Origin of the sequence: Kitasatospora sp. NPDC088264 (genome assembly GCF_040685715.1) — a bacterium.
In the GTDB taxonomy this organism is placed as follows: Bacteria; Actinomycetota; Actinomycetes; order Streptomycetales; family Streptomycetaceae; genus Kitasatospora.
Map to the genome: position 1 here is coordinate 35,279 of NZ_JBFBIR010000027.1, position 17,129 is coordinate 52,407.

General features: G+C 74.1%; 11 protein-coding genes and 1 pseudogene. 4 read left to right on the forward strand and 8 right to left on the reverse strand.

Annotation, left to right across the window (positions count from 1 at the left end):
- The first annotated feature begins 120 nt into the window (after nucleotides 1–120).
- Nucleotides 121–1,071 (forward strand): SDR family NAD(P)-dependent oxidoreductase, encoded by a 951-nt coding sequence (locus AB0O82_RS21470; protein ID WP_363585568.1) that lies wholly within the window; start codon nucleotides 121–123, stop codon nucleotides 1,069–1,071.
- A gap of 77 nt (nucleotides 1,072–1,148) precedes the next feature.
- Here AB0O82_RS21470 and AB0O82_RS21475 read toward each other — a convergent pair whose 3' ends face one another.
- A complete protein-coding gene (locus AB0O82_RS21475; RefSeq protein ID WP_363585569.1) occupies nucleotides 1,149–1,811 on the reverse strand; it encodes an AAA family ATPase in 663 nt (220 codons plus the stop codon).
- A 175-nt stretch (nucleotides 1,812–1,986) separates the two neighbouring features.
- Between AB0O82_RS21475 and AB0O82_RS21480 the strand changes: the two genes are divergently transcribed.
- Both AB0O82_RS21480 and AB0O82_RS21485 read left to right on the forward strand, forming a co-directional pair.
- Nucleotides 1,987–3,528 carry an AMP-binding protein gene (locus AB0O82_RS21480; RefSeq protein WP_363585570.1) on the forward strand — a complete coding sequence of 514 codons (1,542 nt, stop codon included), beginning with the start codon at nucleotides 1,987–1,989 and terminating at the stop codon, nucleotides 3,526–3,528.
- Between the two features lie 151 nt (nucleotides 3,529–3,679).
- Nucleotides 3,680–3,859: a hypothetical protein gene (locus AB0O82_RS21485; RefSeq protein WP_363585571.1), complete on the forward strand. Its 180-nt coding sequence runs from the start codon at nucleotides 3,680–3,682 to the stop codon at nucleotides 3,857–3,859.
- 46 nt (nucleotides 3,860–3,905) lie between these two features.
- On the opposite strand, the gene AB0O82_RS21490 is transcribed toward AB0O82_RS21485, so the two are convergent.
- The 3 genes from AB0O82_RS21490 to AB0O82_RS21500 form a co-directional block, all read right to left on the reverse strand.
- Entirely contained in the window at nucleotides 3,906–4,895 is a 990-nt protein-coding gene (locus AB0O82_RS21490; protein WP_363585572.1) for an ABC transporter ATP-binding protein, read from the reverse strand.
- Nucleotides 4,896–5,037: 142 nt separating this feature from the next.
- Nucleotides 5,038–7,842, reverse strand: a complete 2,805-nt coding sequence (locus AB0O82_RS21495; protein WP_363585573.1) for a hypothetical protein — start codon at nucleotides 7,840–7,842, stop codon at nucleotides 5,038–5,040.
- Nucleotides 7,839–11,186 (reverse strand): ABC transporter permease, encoded by a 3,348-nt coding sequence (locus AB0O82_RS21500; protein WP_363585574.1) that lies wholly within the window; start codon nucleotides 11,184–11,186, stop codon nucleotides 7,839–7,841. The genes AB0O82_RS21495 and AB0O82_RS21500 overlap by 4 nt, the downstream gene beginning before the upstream one ends.
- Before the next feature lie 394 nt (nucleotides 11,187–11,580).
- Between AB0O82_RS21500 and AB0O82_RS21505 the strand changes: the two genes are divergently transcribed.
- On the forward strand, nucleotides 11,581–12,306 hold the full coding sequence (locus tag AB0O82_RS21505; RefSeq protein ID WP_363585575.1) for an ABC transporter ATP-binding protein: 726 nt from the start codon (nucleotides 11,581–11,583) through the stop codon (nucleotides 12,304–12,306).
- Between the two features lie 130 nt (nucleotides 12,307–12,436).
- On the opposite strand, the gene AB0O82_RS21510 is transcribed toward AB0O82_RS21505, so the two are convergent.
- The 4 genes and pseudogenes from AB0O82_RS21510 to AB0O82_RS21525 all read right to left on the reverse strand — a co-directional run.
- Entirely contained in the window at nucleotides 12,437–12,712 is a 276-nt protein-coding gene (locus AB0O82_RS21510) for a hypothetical protein (RefSeq protein ID WP_363585576.1), read from the reverse strand.
- A 57-nt stretch (nucleotides 12,713–12,769) separates the two neighbouring features.
- The gene (locus AB0O82_RS21515; RefSeq protein ID WP_363585577.1) at nucleotides 12,770–14,389 is read right to left on the reverse strand and encodes an FAD-binding protein; all 1,620 of its coding nucleotides are present in this window, start codon (nucleotides 14,387–14,389) and stop codon (nucleotides 12,770–12,772) included.
- A gap of 471 nt (nucleotides 14,390–14,860) precedes the next feature.
- Nucleotides 14,861–16,480, reverse strand: coding sequence for an alpha/beta hydrolase (locus AB0O82_RS21520; protein WP_363585578.1), 1,620 nt, complete (start codon nucleotides 16,478–16,480; stop codon nucleotides 14,861–14,863).
- Between the two features lie 302 nt (nucleotides 16,481–16,782).
- Nucleotides 16,783–16,968: pseudogene (locus AB0O82_RS21525) on the reverse strand (TetR family transcriptional regulator); the annotation flags it as partial.
- Between the last annotated feature and the right edge of the window lie 161 nt (nucleotides 16,969–17,129).

The following is a 17,129-nucleotide window of genomic DNA, read 5'->3' on the forward strand; positions in this document are numbered from 1 at the left end:
GGTGACGGCGATCTGTCAGCGATCTGCCGGTCAGGCCTGTGATCGTGGGGCTGCCGGCGGGGCCGCGGTCTCGAATCGCGGGTGTCCCGGCGGCCCCGAATTCGCCAGGAGGTCATCAGCATGTCGTCCACAACCCGCAGCCGGCCGTGGGACGTTCACCGGCCGCCGGCCGCCGCCGGGAGGAGCGTCCTGGTCACCGGGGGCAACGCCGGTATCGGCTACTTCGTCGCCGAGCAGCTCGCCGGGACCGGCGCCACGGTCGTGCTCGGCAGCCGGGACGCCGGTCGGGCCGGGGCCGCCATGGCGTCGATCCGCTCCCGCGTCCCCGGCGCCGTGGTGCGCCACCTCCCGCTGGACCTCGCCGACCTGCCCTCCCTGCGGGCCGCCGTGGACGGGCTCGCCCTCGACCACCTCGACGCGGTCGTCCACAACGCCGGGGTCGCGCTGGACGATCCGCCGCGCCGGGAGACCGGCGCCGGGCACGAGCTGATGTTCGCGACCAACCACCTCGGGCACGTCGCGCTCACCCGCTGGCTGGCCCCCCTGCTCGCGGCCGCACCGGCGGGCCGCATCGTGACGGTCGGCAGCTTCGCGGCCCGCTCGGAGCGACTGGACCTCGACGACCTCCAGTCGGCCGTGGACTACCGGCCCAAACGCGCCTACGGCCGTTCGAAACTGGCGCAGATGACCTTCGGCCTCGAACTCGACCGACGCCTCCGCGCCGCCGGCAGCACCGTGCTCAGCCTGCTGGCGCACCCCGGCGGCGCACTCGACTCGCTCACCCCGCCCCGCCCGCCGGTCCACACCCGGACCGTCGGCGAAGGGCTGCGCGGCCTGCCGGCCGGGCTCCTCCTCCAGGGCAAGGACCACGGCGCGTGGCCGATCGTCCGGGCCGTCCTCGACCCGCAGGCGCAGGGCGGCCAGCTCTGGGGCCCCCGCGTCTTCGGCCTGCGCGGCGCCCCCCGCCTCGAACCCGCCCAGCCCCACCTGACCGACCGCGCCGTCGCCGACCGCCTCTGGGACGCCACCTGCCGACTCGCCGCCGTGGACCCCCACCTCGGCCTCCTCTGACCACCGCTCCGGCCAGGGGACTTCACCGCTCCCGGCGGCTCAGGCACTGCTCCCGGTCACCGCCTCCGCCGGGGGCCTCACCGGGCCGGGCCGAAGTGGACGGCTGTGGCGCGGGAGCGGGAGGCGGTGTCGAGGAGCAGGACGGACGCCGCTTCCGGGGCCGGCGTCGGCGCGCCGGAGCGCGTGTGGCGGGTGAAGGCGGCGAGCAGTTGGTCCAGGCCCCGGCGGTGGCGGGCGAAGACCCGGGCGGAGGCGTGGCGGCCCCGGGCGCGCTGGCCGTCCAGCGCGGTGGCGGCACCGACGTCGAGCAGCACCAGGTGCAGTTGCCGGCCCTGCCGGGCGGCCTCGCGGGCGAGCCAGCGGCGCATCCAGGCGCGGCTGCCGCAGTCGTGCACCAGCAGTGGCCCGCCGCGCCGCACGGAGGCGCGCAGCAACCGGACGTGCTCCAGTCGGGCCCAGGGCCGGTAGACCGCGTACGGCAGGCGCGCGGGCATGACCGCCTCGCAGGCCTCGTGGACGGCGCGCGGGTCGACGGTCGGCACCGCCCCCGCCCCGGACCAGCGCCGCAGCAGCGTGCTCTTGCCCGCGCCCGGCAGGCCCGACACGACCACGACGGCATCGGGCGGGTAGCCCACGGTGAACGCCGCCCCCGCGACGCCCCGCAGGTCGAGGACGCCGTGCGGGCGCTCCTCGGCCCCCTGCCCGCCCGGCGCCTCGGCCGTGCCCGTGCTGGTGCCCACGTGTCCCCCGTCCCTGTCCGACGGGGAACCCTAACAACTCCCGGCCGCGGGTACGGCACTCCGCTCCGGTCACGGCAGGACGCCCCGGCAGCGGCCCCTGCACCCGGGATCCCCGGCACCACTCCACCACCGCGCCCGCCCTAAGCTGACGTCCCATCAGACAGGAGGCCGCAGCATGGCGGAGTCGGGGCCGACGTACACCGGGCTGGTGTTGGCGGGGCTGGAGCGGGATCCGGGGCGGGTGGCGATCCGCTGGGGGGAGGAGGCGCTGACCGCCCGGGAGTGCCTGGACGGGGTGTACCGGACGGCGCGGGCGCTGGCGGGTGCCGGGCTCGGGCGCGGGGACGGGGTGACGGTGCTGGCCGGGAACCGGCCGGAGGCGGTGCTGGTGCGGTTGGCCGCGAACCTGCTGGGGTGCCGGGTCGCGATGCCGCATCCGGACGGCCCGGTCGGGGAGTCGGTGGCGCTGGCCGGGTTCGCCGGGACGTCGGCGCTGGTCTTCGATCCAGCCCGCTGCCGGGCCGCCGCCGCGGGGATCGCGCGGGCGCTGCCCTCGGCGGGCCTGTTCGCGCTGGGGCCGTCGGCGCTCGGGGTGGACCTGTCGGCGTCGGCCGCGTCCTGCTCGCCGGAGCCGCTGGCCCCGCGGTTCCGCCCGCAGGACGTGATGGCGGTGCGGTTCACCGGCGGGACGACGGGCCGGCCGAAGGGTGTGCTGCGCCGGTTCGCCCGGCCGCCGCGACCGGCGCTCCTGTCCGGTTCGACGTTCCTGCTCTGTACGGAGCTGTGCCACGGCGGCGGTACGACGGCGGATCTGGCGCTGGCGGCGGGCGGCACGGTGGTGTTGCAGGAGGCCTTCGCCGCCGAGGCGGTGCTGGCGGCGATCGAGCGGTTCCGGGTCTCCCGGGTGTATCTGCCGCCGCACCTGCTCTACCACGTGCTGGACCATCCGCAGCTGCGCGCGACCGACACCGGCAGCCTGCGCCGCGTCACGTACACCGGCTGTCCGCCGTCGCCGCGCCGGTTGGCGGAGGCGACGCGGCGGCTGGGCCGGGTGCTGCACCAGACGTACAGCCTGACGGAGTGCGGGCCGGTGACGAGGCTGGGCCCGGACGAGCACCTGGACCCGCGGCTGCTGGCGACGGCCGGGCGTCCGTTCCCGGACACCGAGGTGCGGATCGTGGACGAGGAGGGGACGGTGCTGCCGACGGGCCGGACCGGGGAGATCTGCGTCCGCACCCCGACGGCGATGGTCGGCTACTGGCGCGACCCCGAACTGACCGCCCGGGTGCTGCGGGACGGCTGGCTGCACACCGGCGATCTGGGCAGCCTGGACGCGGCCGGCTATCTGACGGTGGCCGGGCGCCGCCCGATGGCGATCGTGGACGGGCACAACGTCTTCCCCCGGGACGTCGAGGAGCCGCTGCGCGCGCACCCGGAGGTGCGGGAGGCGGTGATGTTCGCGACGGCCGGCCCGGACCGGCTGGAACGGGTGCACGCGGCCGTGGTCACCGGGCCGGGATCGCGGGCGACGGCGGAGGAACTGCGCCGCTGGGCCCGGGAGCGGGTCGGGCCGCGGTGCGCGCCGGACTCCGTCCTGGTGCTGCCGGGGATCCCGCTGACCGGGGCGGGGAAGCCGGACCTCGACGCGCTGCGGGCGTTGGCCACGTCCTCGGAGGGCCGGACCGTCACCCCTACAGGGGCGCGCGAGGGAGTGTGACGCGCCCTACTGATGCTTCGAGCGCCCGCGCGGGCGACCTCTCGCGCGGCGGACGACGGGAAGAACCGCCTGTGGACACTCGACCGTGCGGACCGAACTGCCGATACAACCCCGGCGGCGTTCCTCCGCACCGTCCCCAGGAGGCACTTCCTTGACCTGGCTACGCGTCCTGACCGCACTCGGAATCCTCGCCGTCGCGGCCAGTGCAGTGCTCGTCTTCGCCCTCTGCACCGCCACCGCCCGGGGCGAGCGCGCCAGTGAGGACGCACCCGACCTGCGCGCGGACGCCGAAGGCAGCGGGCTCTTCCAGCGGATGGGCGGCGACAGCTGACGGACCCGACGGCCGCCGCCCACCCGCTTCCTCGGTGCCCGCCGCCTCAGTGCCCGGCGATGTCGTCCGGACGGACCTCGATGTGGTCGGCCGCGAGGTCGACCGCCACCCGGTGCTCCATCCCGAGCGCCTCCAGGAACTTGACCGGCAGCTGCACCCGGCCGGTGCGGTCCAGCATCACGTACTCGCGCTCGTTGACCGACTCCTCGCCGTGTTCGTCCGTGACGGTGCGGCGCAGCACCTCGCTGCTGGTCCGGCCGTCCCGGATGGCGACCGTGCGGCGCACCTCGCCCGCGACCATCGGGTCGTGGGTGACGATGACGACGGTGGCGCCGAGTTCGCGGTTGACGGTGCGGAAGGACTCGAAGATCACCCCCGCGGTCTCGGAGTCCAGTTCGCCGGTGGGCTCGTCGGCGAGCAGCACCGGCGGGTTGTTGGCCATCGCCACCGCGATCGCGACCCGCTGCTGCTGGCCGCCGGAGAGCTCGTTGGGGCGGCGGTGGGCGAGGTCGCCGATCTCCAGCGCCTCCATCAGCTCGGCCACCCGGTCGGCCTGCTGCTTGGCCCGCCCGGCCCCGGCCCGGCGCCCGCGCAGCTGCATCGGCAGGGCGATGTTCTCGGCGGCGGTGAGGAAGGGCAGCAGGTTGCGGGCGGTCTGCTGCCAGATGAAGCCGACCACCTCGCGCCGGTAGCGCAGCCGCTCCCGGGCGGACATCTCCAGCAGGTCGCAGCCGGCGACGGTGGCGCTTCCGGCGGTCGGCACGTCGAGCCCGGCCAGGATGGTCAGCAGGGTCGACTTGCCGCTGCCGGAGGCACCGACCAGGGCGACCAGGTCGCCCTGCTGGATGGTCAGCTCCAAGCCCTGCAACGCCTGGACCTCGACGCCCTCGGCGCTGAAGATCCGCACCAGCCGGTCGCAGACGATGGCCGCGCCCTCGCCGTACGCCTTGGGCGAGGCGGCGGCGAGGGCCCGCTGCCGGAGCTCCTGCAAGCTGGGGGCCTCGGCGACCGGCTGCTCCTGGGGAGTGCTCTTCACCGCTCGTCTCCTGTCTTGACTGTCCTAGAGGTCCTGGCGGTCCTGAAGGTCCTGACGGTCCTGAAAATCTCGACGACCTTGACGGTCCCCACGGTCCCGGCGGCCGGCGCCGGTGTCACGGCCCGTACCGCTCCTCCCGCCCTCACCGCTGGTCCCCCGCCCGCAGTTCGGTGGCGATCTGGCGCCGGCCGGAGACGGCCGCCTCCAGGACCACCCCGAGGCAGACCACCAGCGCCAGGCCCGCCGTGGGGAGCAGCACCGGCAGCAGGACGGGGGTCAGCACGTCGCCGACGTTGGCGCCGACCAGCGCCGACAGGTCGAAGGCCGACCCGAGCAGTCCGACCGCCGCCAGCGCGACCAGCCCGCCGCCGACGGCCGCCACCAGGGCCTGCGGCAGCGTCTCGGTGATGATCAGCGCCAGCCCCTGCCGGGGCCGCAGGCCCATGGTGCGCAGTCGGGCCAGCAGGGCCGTGCGCTCGGGGGCGGCCCGGACCAGTGTCAGCAGGACGGCCAGCAGGGCGAACCCGGCGCCGGCGGCACCCGAGTACCAGAACAGGCGTTCCGCGGAGCGCTGCAGCGGGTCGGCGGCGAGCGTGGCGGCCACCTCGTGGCTGCTGCGGGCCGTGTACCCGGGGGGCAGCCCGTAGCTGCCCTTGCCGGCGGCCACGGCCTCGTCCCGGATCAGCTTGGCGAGGCCCGTGGCGGTGGTCAGGCCCCGGTCCAGGAGCAGGTTCCTGACCTGGCCGGCGTCGACGTTGCCGGCGGAGAGCCACTTGTTCGTCCGCTTGAGCTCCGGAAGGCGCTCGGAGGCGGGCCCGACAGGCACCACCATGAACGGCTTGCCGGGGTCCGGCAGGGCGGGGGTGCCGGTGACGATCCCGGCGACGGTGGTGCGCAGTTGGCCCCCGTTGGGCGTGCGCAGCCGGGGCGGGCCGCCGGCCAGTTGCTTGGACAGGCCGCTGCTGAACAGTGCCGGCACCGGGGTGTCCGGGCCGCCGGGGGTGCCGGCGAGCACCGCCGGGTCGAACTCGCCCACCCCGAAGGTCCGGGCGATCTCGGCGTAGGCCTTCGGCTCGGCCACCACGAGGATGGCCGAGGTGGAGTCGCCGTCGGCGCCGGTGAAGAAGGCCCCGGGCTCGACCCACACGCCGGTCGCGGCCCGTACGCCGGGCAGTTCGGCGGCGGCCGTGGTGAACGCCTCCGGCAGGGTCGCGTAGACCGGCAGGGTGACGGAGACGTCACCGCCGGTGGCAATCCGGCCGGCGCGCAGCCGGACGCTGTCCACGGTGTCGAGCACGGTGGCGCCGAAGCCGGTCGTGGTGACGGCGATCACCAGGGCGAGCAGCGGCAGCGCGGAGGGCCGGCGGCGGCCCGAGCTGTCGCGGGCGGCGCGGGCCAGGCCGAGGAAGCCGATCAGGCCGCGGCCACGCCCGGCGAGGGCGGCCAGCCAGCCGACCACCAGCGGCTGGATCCGGGCCAGCAGCAGGCCGCCGGTGAGGGCGAGCATCAGCGGGGCGGCCACCAGCAGCGGGTCCAGGCCGTTGCCGGGGGCGACGCCGCGGCGGCGGACCTCGGCCACGGCCGCGGCGGTGACGGCCAGGACGGCGAGTTCGCCGACGAGTCGGCGCCAGCCGGCCACGGCCTTCGGCGGGGACAGCAGTACGGCGGCGCGCGCCGGGAAGGCCAGCACGGCGATCAGGGTGACCGCCAGGGCGGTGAGCAGGGCGTTGCCCCACCGGGGGGTGGGCAGCAGCACCAGGGCGAGGGCCGTTCCGAGCAGGGCGGAGGGCAGCACGGTCGCCGCGCCCTCGCCGAGCAGGCGCAGCAGGATGCCGCCGCGCGAGCCGCCGCGGGCCTGGAGCAGCCGGAGTTCGGCGGTGCGCCGGTCGGCGGTGAGGGCCGCCGCGAGACACAGCACCACGACGGCCACCCCCGCCACTCCGGCCGGTCCGATCGCGGCCAGCGGGGCCGCGGCGTCGTAGCGGGCGGTGGCCCGGGTGAAGACGTCGGGCAGGAGCGAGGTGACGTGCAGGTCCGGGCGCTTGGTCACGTCGGCGAGGGTGGTGGCGCCGCGCCCGACCAGGTAGGAGCCGACGGTGGCGCGGGTCTCGGCCAGCTGGTCGGCGCGCAGGGCGCCGGAGTCGACGGGCAGCCGCCAGAAGTTCACGCCGCCGTTGCCCCAGAGGATCAGCTGGTGCAGGCCGCTGTCGCCGACGAAACCGGTGGTCGCCCAGTGGAGCTCCGTGCCCTGGCCCTCCAGGCAGGCGCGGGCGGGACAGCCGATGTCGTCCCAGGTCGGGTCGGTGGGGTTGTTGACGCGGTAGAAGCCGACCACGGTGGACCGGGTCCGGCCGGTCAGGTCGCTGCCGTTGTCGACGACGTCACCGAGCTTGACGCCGATGGTCTCGGCGGCCTTCTGGCTGACGATCATCGGCAGGGGTGCGCCCTCGGCCGCGGGGCCCGGCCAGACGCCGTCGGTGAGGGTCACGAGCTCCTTGAGCCCGTGCAGGTACAGCAGGCCGAGCACCGGCGGATGGTCGGAGAGACGGGCGTAGCCCTCGTTGAACATCTTGCGCGGGGACTTGGCCCGGCTGCCGTAGAGCTGGCTGGTCTCGGTGAGCGGCAGGTTCCGGCCGATCTCCGCGGTCAGCTTCTGCTGCACGTCGTCGAGAGCGGAGGTCGGGTCGCTCAGGTTCGGCTCGGAGGTGGCTTGCAGGCTGGTCGCGTTGACGCCCTTCTGGTGCACGAAGTCCCGCAGGGCGCTGTCCGCGCCCCGGTCGACGACGCGGGGGAAGGCCGCCGCCATGAACACGGTGACGAAGGCGAGCGCCGCCATGAGCAGGGTGGCCAGCGGCGTCGCGCGCAGCCGGGTGCGGACCCAGGGCGCGGGGCCGTGGGCGGGCGCGGGCGAAGGGGTGGGCACGGTGGTCCCGGCCTTGGTGGTCACATCTCCTCCACGTGGCGCAGCCGGGCGGCCACGTCTCGACGGCGGCGTCCGATCAGGAAGGCCGACAACAGGGGAACGACGGCGATCGCGGCCGTGAGCAGTAGCGCCTGGCCGAGCGGCAGCTCGATCAGCGCCCCGGGCGTCGGGCGGCGGGCGGCCGGCGTCAGCACGACGAACGGCACGATCAGGTGGACGAGCAGCGTGCCGAGGGCCAGTCCGACGGCCCCGCCGAGGGCGACCAGGAGGGCCTGTTCGGCGGCCATGGTGCGGGTCACCTGCTTGCGGCGGGCGCCCAGCGCGAGCAGCAGGGCGGAGTCCCGGGAGCGTTCGCGGGCGGAGGCGGCCACGGCGGCGCCGAAGCCGATCGCGGCGAGCACCCCGGTGACGACCGCGATGACCATGAGCGCGCTCTGCGGAGCGGCGCCGACCGGGTCGCTGAGCAGGTCCTCGACGGCCTCCTCGTAAAGCTGGACGTCCTGGGCGCCGGGGGCGGCGCGCAGTGCGGCGGCGGCCTCGGCGGGGGTCCGGTCGCCGGGGCCGGTGGCGGGCAGCCACCACTCGGCGCGGTTGGGCAGTTCGCCGCCCTGTGCGGCCAGCAGCCGGGCCGTGGTGGAGAGGTCGACCATGAGCGCGTTGAGGCCGGCCGCCGGCAGGGCGTCGACCACGGCGGTGATCTTGACCGGCAGGACGATCCCGGAGAACGGCACCTGGACGGTGTCGCCGACGGAGCCGCCGACGACCTTCAGGTAGTCGCGGGTGACGATGCCGGACACGGTGGCCGGCACGCTCGTCCCGGTCGGCTGGAGGACGGCGCGGACCATGTCCCCGAGGCCGTTGGCGAAGCGGTAGCGGATGGTGAACAAGCGGTCGGCGCCGGTCGGTTCGGATCCGAGGACGGCGGCCGGCCCGGGCACCACGTCGCCGATGGCCCGGACGGGGGGCGCCGTCGCCGTCCAGCCGAAGCCGGCCGGCACCTGGACGGCGGTCGCGGGGCCGTCGGCGCTGTCGGAGACGGACAGCCGGTGGACGGTCAGCTCCCCGTTGGACCGGTCGCCGAAGGCGACGATCACGCCGACCACGGTCAACGGCGCGGCGGCCGAGCCGAGCGGGGCGTCGACCAGCGTGGTCAGCGAGGCCGAGACCTTGGCGTCGCCGGTCAGCGGGAGCGTGCCCAGCGAGACCTTGTGGATCATGCCGAAGCGGTCGCGCAGCAGCAACCTGGCCTCCGGGTGAAGCGACGGACCAGTCCTGCCGCCGGGCGTCCCGGCCTGCTGCTCCGGCTGCTGGACGGTGACCTCCGCGTCGATCCGCAGCGGGTGGCCGGGCAGTTCCAGGCCGGCCTGCGGCCCGGTGGGGGCGGGCTGGGCGAGCGACCCGAACAGGTCCTCGCGGGTGCGCCCGCCGAGCAGGTCGGAGCGGACCGGGACGCGCTCGGCGAAGGCGGCGGTGTCCACGGCGAGCAGTTGCCCCTTGCCGTTGGGCAGGGACTGCTCCTCGCGCACCAACGGGACCAGCCGGTCGCCGCCGGGCAGCGCGCCGTAGCGGCCGCCCTGGCCCATCAGGGCGTTGTGCGAGGCGGAGATCCGCAGGCCGCCGAGCGTGTTGAAGGCGGCCTGGTCGCGCTGGGAGGCGGTCCAGGTGGCGTGCTGGCCGAGCGCCAGCACGCCGGTGGCCACGGCCATCACCAGCAGCAGCACGGGGCCGGTGGCACGGGCGGGCCGACGGGCCAGCTGCCAGCCGACCAGGGCCGGGCCGAGGCCACGGCCGCGCGCGGCCACCCGGGCACCGAGCCTGGCGGCGAGCGGCAGCAGGCGCAGCACCACCAGGGTGCCGGCGCAGAGCGCCAGGGTCGGGGTGGCGACCAGCAGCAGGTCCACGCCGAGCCGGCCGGAGGAGTCGGTGGACAGCCCGCCGCCGTACTGGCTGAGCTGCTGGTAGGCGAGCACGGCCAGGGCGAGCACGGCGAGGTCGCCGCCGTTGCGCGCGATGCCGGAGACCAGGGCCTGGCGGCGGCCGGAGCGGCTGCGCAGGGCGGCTCCGGCGCCGCGCAGGAGGCTGGGCAGGCTGGCCAGCAGGACGCAGGCGAAGGCGCAGAGCACGGCGATCGGCCAGAGCGACCAGCTGATGCCGGTGTCCAGGGGCACCTGGTGGTCGCTCCCGAAGCCGGCCAGGGCGCGGACCAGGAACGGAGTCAGCAGGGGGGCCAGCAGCGCGGCGGGCAGGGCGAGCAGCAGCGACTCCGTCGCGGTGAAGGCGCCGAGCCGGGCGCCGGAGGCGCCGCGGGCGGCGAGCAGCTCGTTCTCGGCCGTCTGCCGGGTCGCGATCAGGTTGACGACCAGCAGCAGCGCCGCGACGGCGAGCACGGCCAGCTGGAGGGCGCCGATCAGCAGGGTGGTCCGGGCGACCATCATGCTGGAGGACAACTCGCGCAGGATGTCTGGCAGTTCGGTCCGCGAGCTGATGCTGGCGCGGGTCTGCAGGTCGTCGGCGAGGCCCTGGGCGCGGTCGCCCATGGCCTCCGCCGCGGAGCGACCGATGCCCGCGAAGTCGGCGTCGAGCAGCCAGCTGCGGCTGCTCTGCACCAACCCGCCGGTGGTGAAGGCGCTCTGGTCGACCAGCATCGGGCCGTAGGTGGTGAAGCCGCTGACCTCGACCTCGTGGCCGCCGACCGGGTCGATGCGCCAGTACGCGTCGGTCGGGTCGACGGCCCGGTAGACGCCGGTGACGCGGACGGTCAGCGACTTGCCGCCGAGGCGGTCCGCCACCTGCACATCGGCGGGCAGGGCCTGGTCGGTGAGGCCGAGCCGCGCCAGCATGGTCTGCGGGACGGCGACCTGCGGGGCGGTGGTCTGAACCGGGCCGGAGGCCGCGGCGGGCCACGCGCCGGCGAGCAGGCGGGCCCGGTCGCGGTCGAGGTCGGCGAGGACCGTCAGGTCGGGCTGGGTCCCGGGTCCGGGGACCGCGGACCCGGGGGCGCCGCTGGTGCTGGTGGCGCCGCTGGTCCCGTTGGTACCGGTGGTGCCGGCACCGTCCGGCAGGCCGTAGGAGCGGCTGCGCAGCAGGCTGTCGGTGCGCACGGGCAGGTCCCCGAAGAGCCTGCCGCGGTAGGCGGCGAGCTCCGCCTCGTCCTTCGCACGCTGGTCGAGCCCGTGTTCGGCGGTCACCACGACCGTGGTCCGAGCATGTCCTGGCCCCTGGAGCGCCTGCCGCAGACCGGCCTCGCCGACACTGCGGTTGAACGCCACCAGCGCGGTCAGCACGGCCGTGGTGATCAGTACAGCGAGCAGCACGGCGGCAGCCAGCGGCAGTCGCCCGCGCAGTCGGCGCACGACGAAGCCGAGCATCAAGTTCCTCCCCGGTCTTTACGTCCCCAGGTCGCGTCCCAGCCCCGTTCATCGATCCGATTCGGTCACAACTCGGCCACGAATGGACACACTTAGGGCACATCAACGCAATGATCACCGGCATTTGATCACCGGATAGCGGACGACTCTGTCAGATTCGATCCAGGAACGGAAGGGACTTGCGCTAACAAGTAAGTAATGAGCAAATTCCTTGCATTGGCAGCACCTGCACTTCGGGCGCCCGCCAGAATGCCATGAACATTTCATAACTCAGGCTCCACAGCACGCCTTTGGGAACGCCGACCGGCACCCCGGAAATCGCCGCCCGAAACCGTGAACCCGTGGCGCCACCCGTCCGTAGACACTGGGTAGACACACACAGGGGGAAGCCTCAATGACGCAGCCTCAGGCCACCGCCACCACCAACGCCCCGATGGTGGCCGTGACCGACCTCCGGCGCAGCTTCGGCACCGGCGAGCGGACCGTGCACGCGCTGCGCGGCGTCTCCTTCACCGTCGGCCGCGGCGAACTCGCCGCGCTCAAGGGCCGGTCCGGCTCCGGCAAGACCACCCTGCTCAACCTGGTCGGCGGCCTGGACGCCCCGACCGCCGGCAGCATCGCCCTGGACGGCACCGACCTCGCCGAACTGGACGAGGACGGCCGGCTCGCCCTGCGGCGGGAGCGGATCGGCTTCGTCTTCCAGTCCTTCGGGCTGATCCCGATGCTCACCGCCGCCGAGAACGTCGGCGTGCCGATGCGGCTGCGCAAGGTCTCGGCCGCCGAACGCGAGGAGCGCGCGCACACCCTGCTGGCCCTCGTCGGCCTCGCCGACCAGGCCAACCAGCGGCCCGGCGAACTCTCCGGCGGCCAGCAGCAGCGCGTCGCCATCGCCCGCGCGCTGGCCAACGAGCCCGGCCTGATCATCGCCGACGAGCCGACCGGCCAGCTGGACTCGGAGACCGGCCGCTCGATCATGCAGCTGCTGCGCGCCGTCGTCCGCAGCGAGGGCGTCACCGTGGTGGTCGCCACCCACGACCCGACGCTGATGGAACTCGCCGACCGGGTGATCGAGCTGCGTGACGGGCGGATCGTCGAGGAGGCGGCGAAGCCGGCCGCGTAGGGGTGGCCCGGGGGTACGCCGGCCTGTCCGGCCTGTCCGGGCCGTTCGGTCGGGCGGGCCTGTCCGGTCGGGCGGGCCCGCGCTCCCGGGCGCGGCCGGTGGTGGAACCGGCCGCGCTCCGCGAGCCCGTTCAGGGTGCCTTGAGCACCGCCTCGCAGGCTCGGCACCGCCGGGTGCGCTGGGACGGCGGGTACCACGGCTCGCCGGGCCCGGCCGGGCGGTAGGACTCCCGTTCGAGGTCCGCCGTGTCGAGGCCGCAGAAGGTCACCGGCCCCGGATCCTCCGGCACGTCCGGATCCGGCGGCGCCGCGTGCACCCAGCGAATCCGCGCGCCCACGTCGACCTCGCCCGCGTCCAGCACCTCGGTGGACGGCTCCAGCTCGACCAGCACGACCACTCCGCTCATACCTCGACCCTGCGCCCCTACGGCGGCTCGCGCATCCGGTGGCGGGCCCCCTCCCGGTCAGGCCCCGGGGAGGGTGATCGACTGAGCGTGGTGGAACACCTCCGCGCCGTCCCAGTACGCCTTGGTGCGCTGCAGCCGCGGGTAGTTCCCCTTGTAGTAGAGCCGCTGGTAGGCCGGGTCCGGCTGGTCGGCCGTGCCCAGGTCGACGTCCGGGTAGTTGACGTAGGCGCCGTCCGTCGCGGTGTCGATCTCCGGGACACCGCCGGTCTCCCGGTAGACGTCCCGGTAGAGCCCGCCGAGGTACGCCAGGTGGTCGGCGTCCTGGGCCTCGTCGGTCCAGTACGTCTGGTACTGGAGCTTCATGATCGAGTCGCGCTGGGGGACAGCGGTCTCCTCGGGCCCGCGGGTGTTGATCCGGCAGCCGTAGGAGTCGATCTGCACCAGCGTCTTCGTGAGGTCCACGCCCTCGACCTCCCGCACCAGCCAGTCCCAGAAGGTGGCGATCTGGGCCCGGCTGAACGGCTCGCGGTGGTAGGCCGACTTGTACTTGCCGCGCTGGTTGTCGCCCGACGGGTTGAGCGTCATGGTGGCCTGGAACCAGGGCAGTTGGCGACGCTTCTCCGGGTAGGGCAGGAACAGCCCGCCGGCGCTGTGGGTCTGGACCACCGACCGCGTCGCCATCCCGCGCTCGACGGCCGCCAGGAACGCGTCGAGCGGCCCCGGGTCGTCACCGTCCCACTGGCTCACCAGGACTACGTTCCCGTTGGAGCGGTGGGTGAGCTTGAGGATCGCGAACAGGCCCTGGTAGGTCGGCTCCCGCGGGCCGCTGTGCTCGGCCATGAAGGCGCCGAAGTTGCGCACCAGGGTCTCGAAGTCGCCGGGCCGCTCCACCAGTTCGCCCCAGGGCCAGGCGACGCTGCTGAGCCAGACCCGGGGCGGCGGCTTCGGCACGCCGACCGCGAAGTGGTAGCGCAGCACCACCCCGAAGTTCCCGCCGCCGCCCCCGGTGTGGGCCCAGAAGAGGTCCGCCTCCGGGGAGCCCTCGCCGTCGTCGCGGTGCGCCCTGGTCACCACAGCGGTGCCGCCCCGCACGGTGACCACGTCGACCTGGACCAGGTGGTCCACGGTGAGCCCGTGCCGCCGCGAGAGCAGGCCGAACCCGCCGCCGCAGATGTGCCCGCCCGCGCCGACCGAGTAGCAGGACCCGGCCGGCAGCGTCACCGCGTACGCGCGGAAGAGCGTGGTGTAGACGTCCCAGTTGGTGGCCCCGCCCTCCACGCAGTACGTCGGACGGCCGAACTTGTCCGTGGCGGCGGCGACACCCCGCATCATGCTGAGGTCGAGGATGACGCCCCCGTCGTTGTCGACGAAGCCCTCGTAGCAGTGGCCGCCGCCGCGGACGGTCGGCCGCATCCCGTGGTCCAGCGCCCGGTTCAACTCGCCCACGGCGTCGGCCTCGTCGGCCACCAGGCGGATGTGGGCGGGGCTGCTGCGCCAGCGCTGGTTGAAGCCCTGGCCGAGCGTCCGGTAGCGGGGATCGCCCGGCCGGACCGACCGCCCCTCCGGCGGCTCCCGGCGCGCCCCGGCCGCGGGCGCCGTGCCCGTCGAGCCGGCGGACACCCCGGCCGCCGCACCGGCGGTGCCCAGGAATCCCCGTCGGGAGAATGCGCCCTCCATGGCCCGACCTCACTTTCTCGGCGATGAGAGAAGCTGGCGGCGGCACGCTAACACAGGTATTCGAGGGTGGGAATCCTTTAACGAACTAGTGTGACAGTACGTCATTTTCGGCGAATCAGCGCAGGTCCCAGGCCGCTGCGGGCCCGGCGGCCGATTGTCAGTGGTATCGGCTACGGTCCCCGACATCCGAGAAGAATCCGAGATGAACTCGTTTCCGAGGAGGGCCGGATGGCGATCCACCGCCGCATTCACGCCGCATACCCGGTTCGCGCCGTCATCCGCTTTCGCACGGCCATCCGCGTTCACGCCGTCCTCCGGGGGCTCGGCCGGAAAACGCGGATGTGGTGGCCGGCGCCGCCGACCACCACATCCGTTCACACGTACCTCAGGCCTCCGGGGGCCGCGCGGCCAGTCCTGCCGGGCGGGCCTTGCGGGCCGCGCGGGCCGGCACCGGCCAGCCGCTCGGCCCCGTCAGGCCGCCGGGAAGATCGCCGCGTCCGGCTTCAGCAGCTGGCCCGGCTTCGGCGCGGTGCCGTCGACCAGGTAGCGGGTGACCAGCGCGTTCAGCGCCTGGCTGCGGCCGACGGCGCAGTGCTCGATCGAGTCCACGCTGACCAGCACGGCGTTGCCCAGCTGCTGCTGCATCCGCTGGGCGAACTTGTACTGGGTGGCCGGGTCGTAGAGGTTGCCGATCACCATGACGGTGTTCGAGGTCTTCTTGTTCCACGGGCCGCTGAAGCGCTCGGCGTCCCGGGCCGGGGCCGGCCAGCTCGCGCAGGCGGGCGCGTCGAAGGCCTGGTAGCGGCCGAAGGTCGGCGACTCCTTCTCCCAGGCCTTGGCGACGTTCGGGAAGACCCGGTCGTTCGACGGGTACGGCTTGTCCTGGCAGTTGACGCCCATGTAGGAGTCGTCGGCGGTGTACTCGGAGTCGGCCGGGGCCTCACGCAGCGCCCGCGGGGCGTTCACCGCGAGGATGTTGGCGTCGTCGTCCGAGACGGTCGCCTTCGGCGCCATCAGCGTGTTCGCGGCCGGCTTCTGGACCAGCTGGTACGTCGCCTGCAGCGACTTGGCCAGCGGCGCCAGCTTGGCCTGCGAGTACAGCGCGCTGGCCACCTCGCTGGTGAAGGTGCTCAGCGTCACCTGGGAGCCGTTCGGCAGGGTGACCGGGCTGGTCCGCAGGTGGTCGCGGAGCTGGTCGAACTTGGCCCGGGTGTCGCCCTCGCCGAAGGCGCAGCGCGGGGCGCCGGCGGCCTGGCAGCGCTTCAGGAACTCGTCCAGGGCCAGCTCGAAGCCGCCCGCCCGCTGACGGTCGTACTCCAGGCCGTCGTGCAGGCGCAGGTTCGGGTCGACGTTGCCGTCGACGATGATCGTGCGCACCTTGTTCGGGTACATCCCGGCGTAGGTCGCGCCGATCAGGGTGCCGTAGGAGAACCCGGCGAAGTTGAGCTGGGAGTCGCCGACGGCGCGGCGCATCCGGTCGAGGTCGCGGACCACGTTGATGGTCGACATGTGCTCGATCAGAGGGCCGGCGTTCTTGCTGCACGCGTCGGTGTAGTCCTGGTCCGCGTCCAGCGTCTCGTTGATCTCGGCCTTGGTGACCGGCACGCCGACCATGCGGCCGTTGACCGCGTCGGCGTCCTCCTGGGTCTTGAAGCACTTGAGCGGGTTGCTCCGGGCCACGCCACGGGGGTCGAAACCGACCAGGTCGAAGCGCGACTGCACCTCGGTACCGAACCGGGTGGTGGTCGCCCACAGGTAGCCGCTACCACCCGGGCCGCCCGGGTTGAGGAACAGCGAGCCGATCCGCTTGGACGGGTCGCTCGCCCGCCGGCGCATCATGGCGATGCCGATCTTCTCACCCGACGGGTTGTCATAGTCCAGCGGAACCGGGTACACGGCACAGTCGTAGATACCTGGGTCCGGCTTGCTCGGGTCGGGGTTACACGGGGTCCAGTTGACAGCGGCGACCTTCGCCTCGGCCGCCGCACCCGGCGCCAGGTCTATCGGCGCTGCCGATGCCGCGACAGCACTACCGGTGACGAGGGCGAGGGCGCAGGTGACCGCTCCGGCCAGCGTGGATATACGGGACAAGGAACCTCCTCAGTACTGAAAGGGCGGCCCCAGCCTGTCAGTCTGAGATCTCCATGTGAAGACCTGGAAGCAGCGTAAATGTTTCGATGCCGTCCACTTTGCGACCGGATTATTCTGTGAATGAACCAACTTGACGGTTGATTGACCTGATTGCTCGTCACCACCGAGCCACCACCCCGGCCACCGCCGCATCCGGGCCGCCGGAGCGCCGCCCTACGGCACTTCGTGCGGCGAGGCCGCCACACCCCGCCGGGGGCGCCTTTTCAAACTGCCTCCAAGCGACGGGAGTTCGAAGAAACGCCCTACCGTCCGGCCGTCCCGCGCAGCGCAGCCGCCACCAGCCCCTGGACCTCGTCCACGCGGACTTCCCCGCCGCCCACCAGCCGGTCGAAGACCAGTCCGTCGACGCAGGCCAGCAGGGTGGCGGTCCGCCCGTCGGGGTCGGGCACACCCTGGTCGGCCAGGAAGGTGCGGACGGCGGCGCGCGCCGCGCCGCGTAGGACGTGTCCCGCCGTTCCCGCCGGGCGCGCGACGCCGGGAATGACGAGACTCGCCCTGGGCGCACCGCCCGGCCACCCTCGACCCCGGAGGGACCGGCGTCACCGCGGCCCGCACCGTCCGGGAACCGGTCGGTGCGGCCGTCGACTTG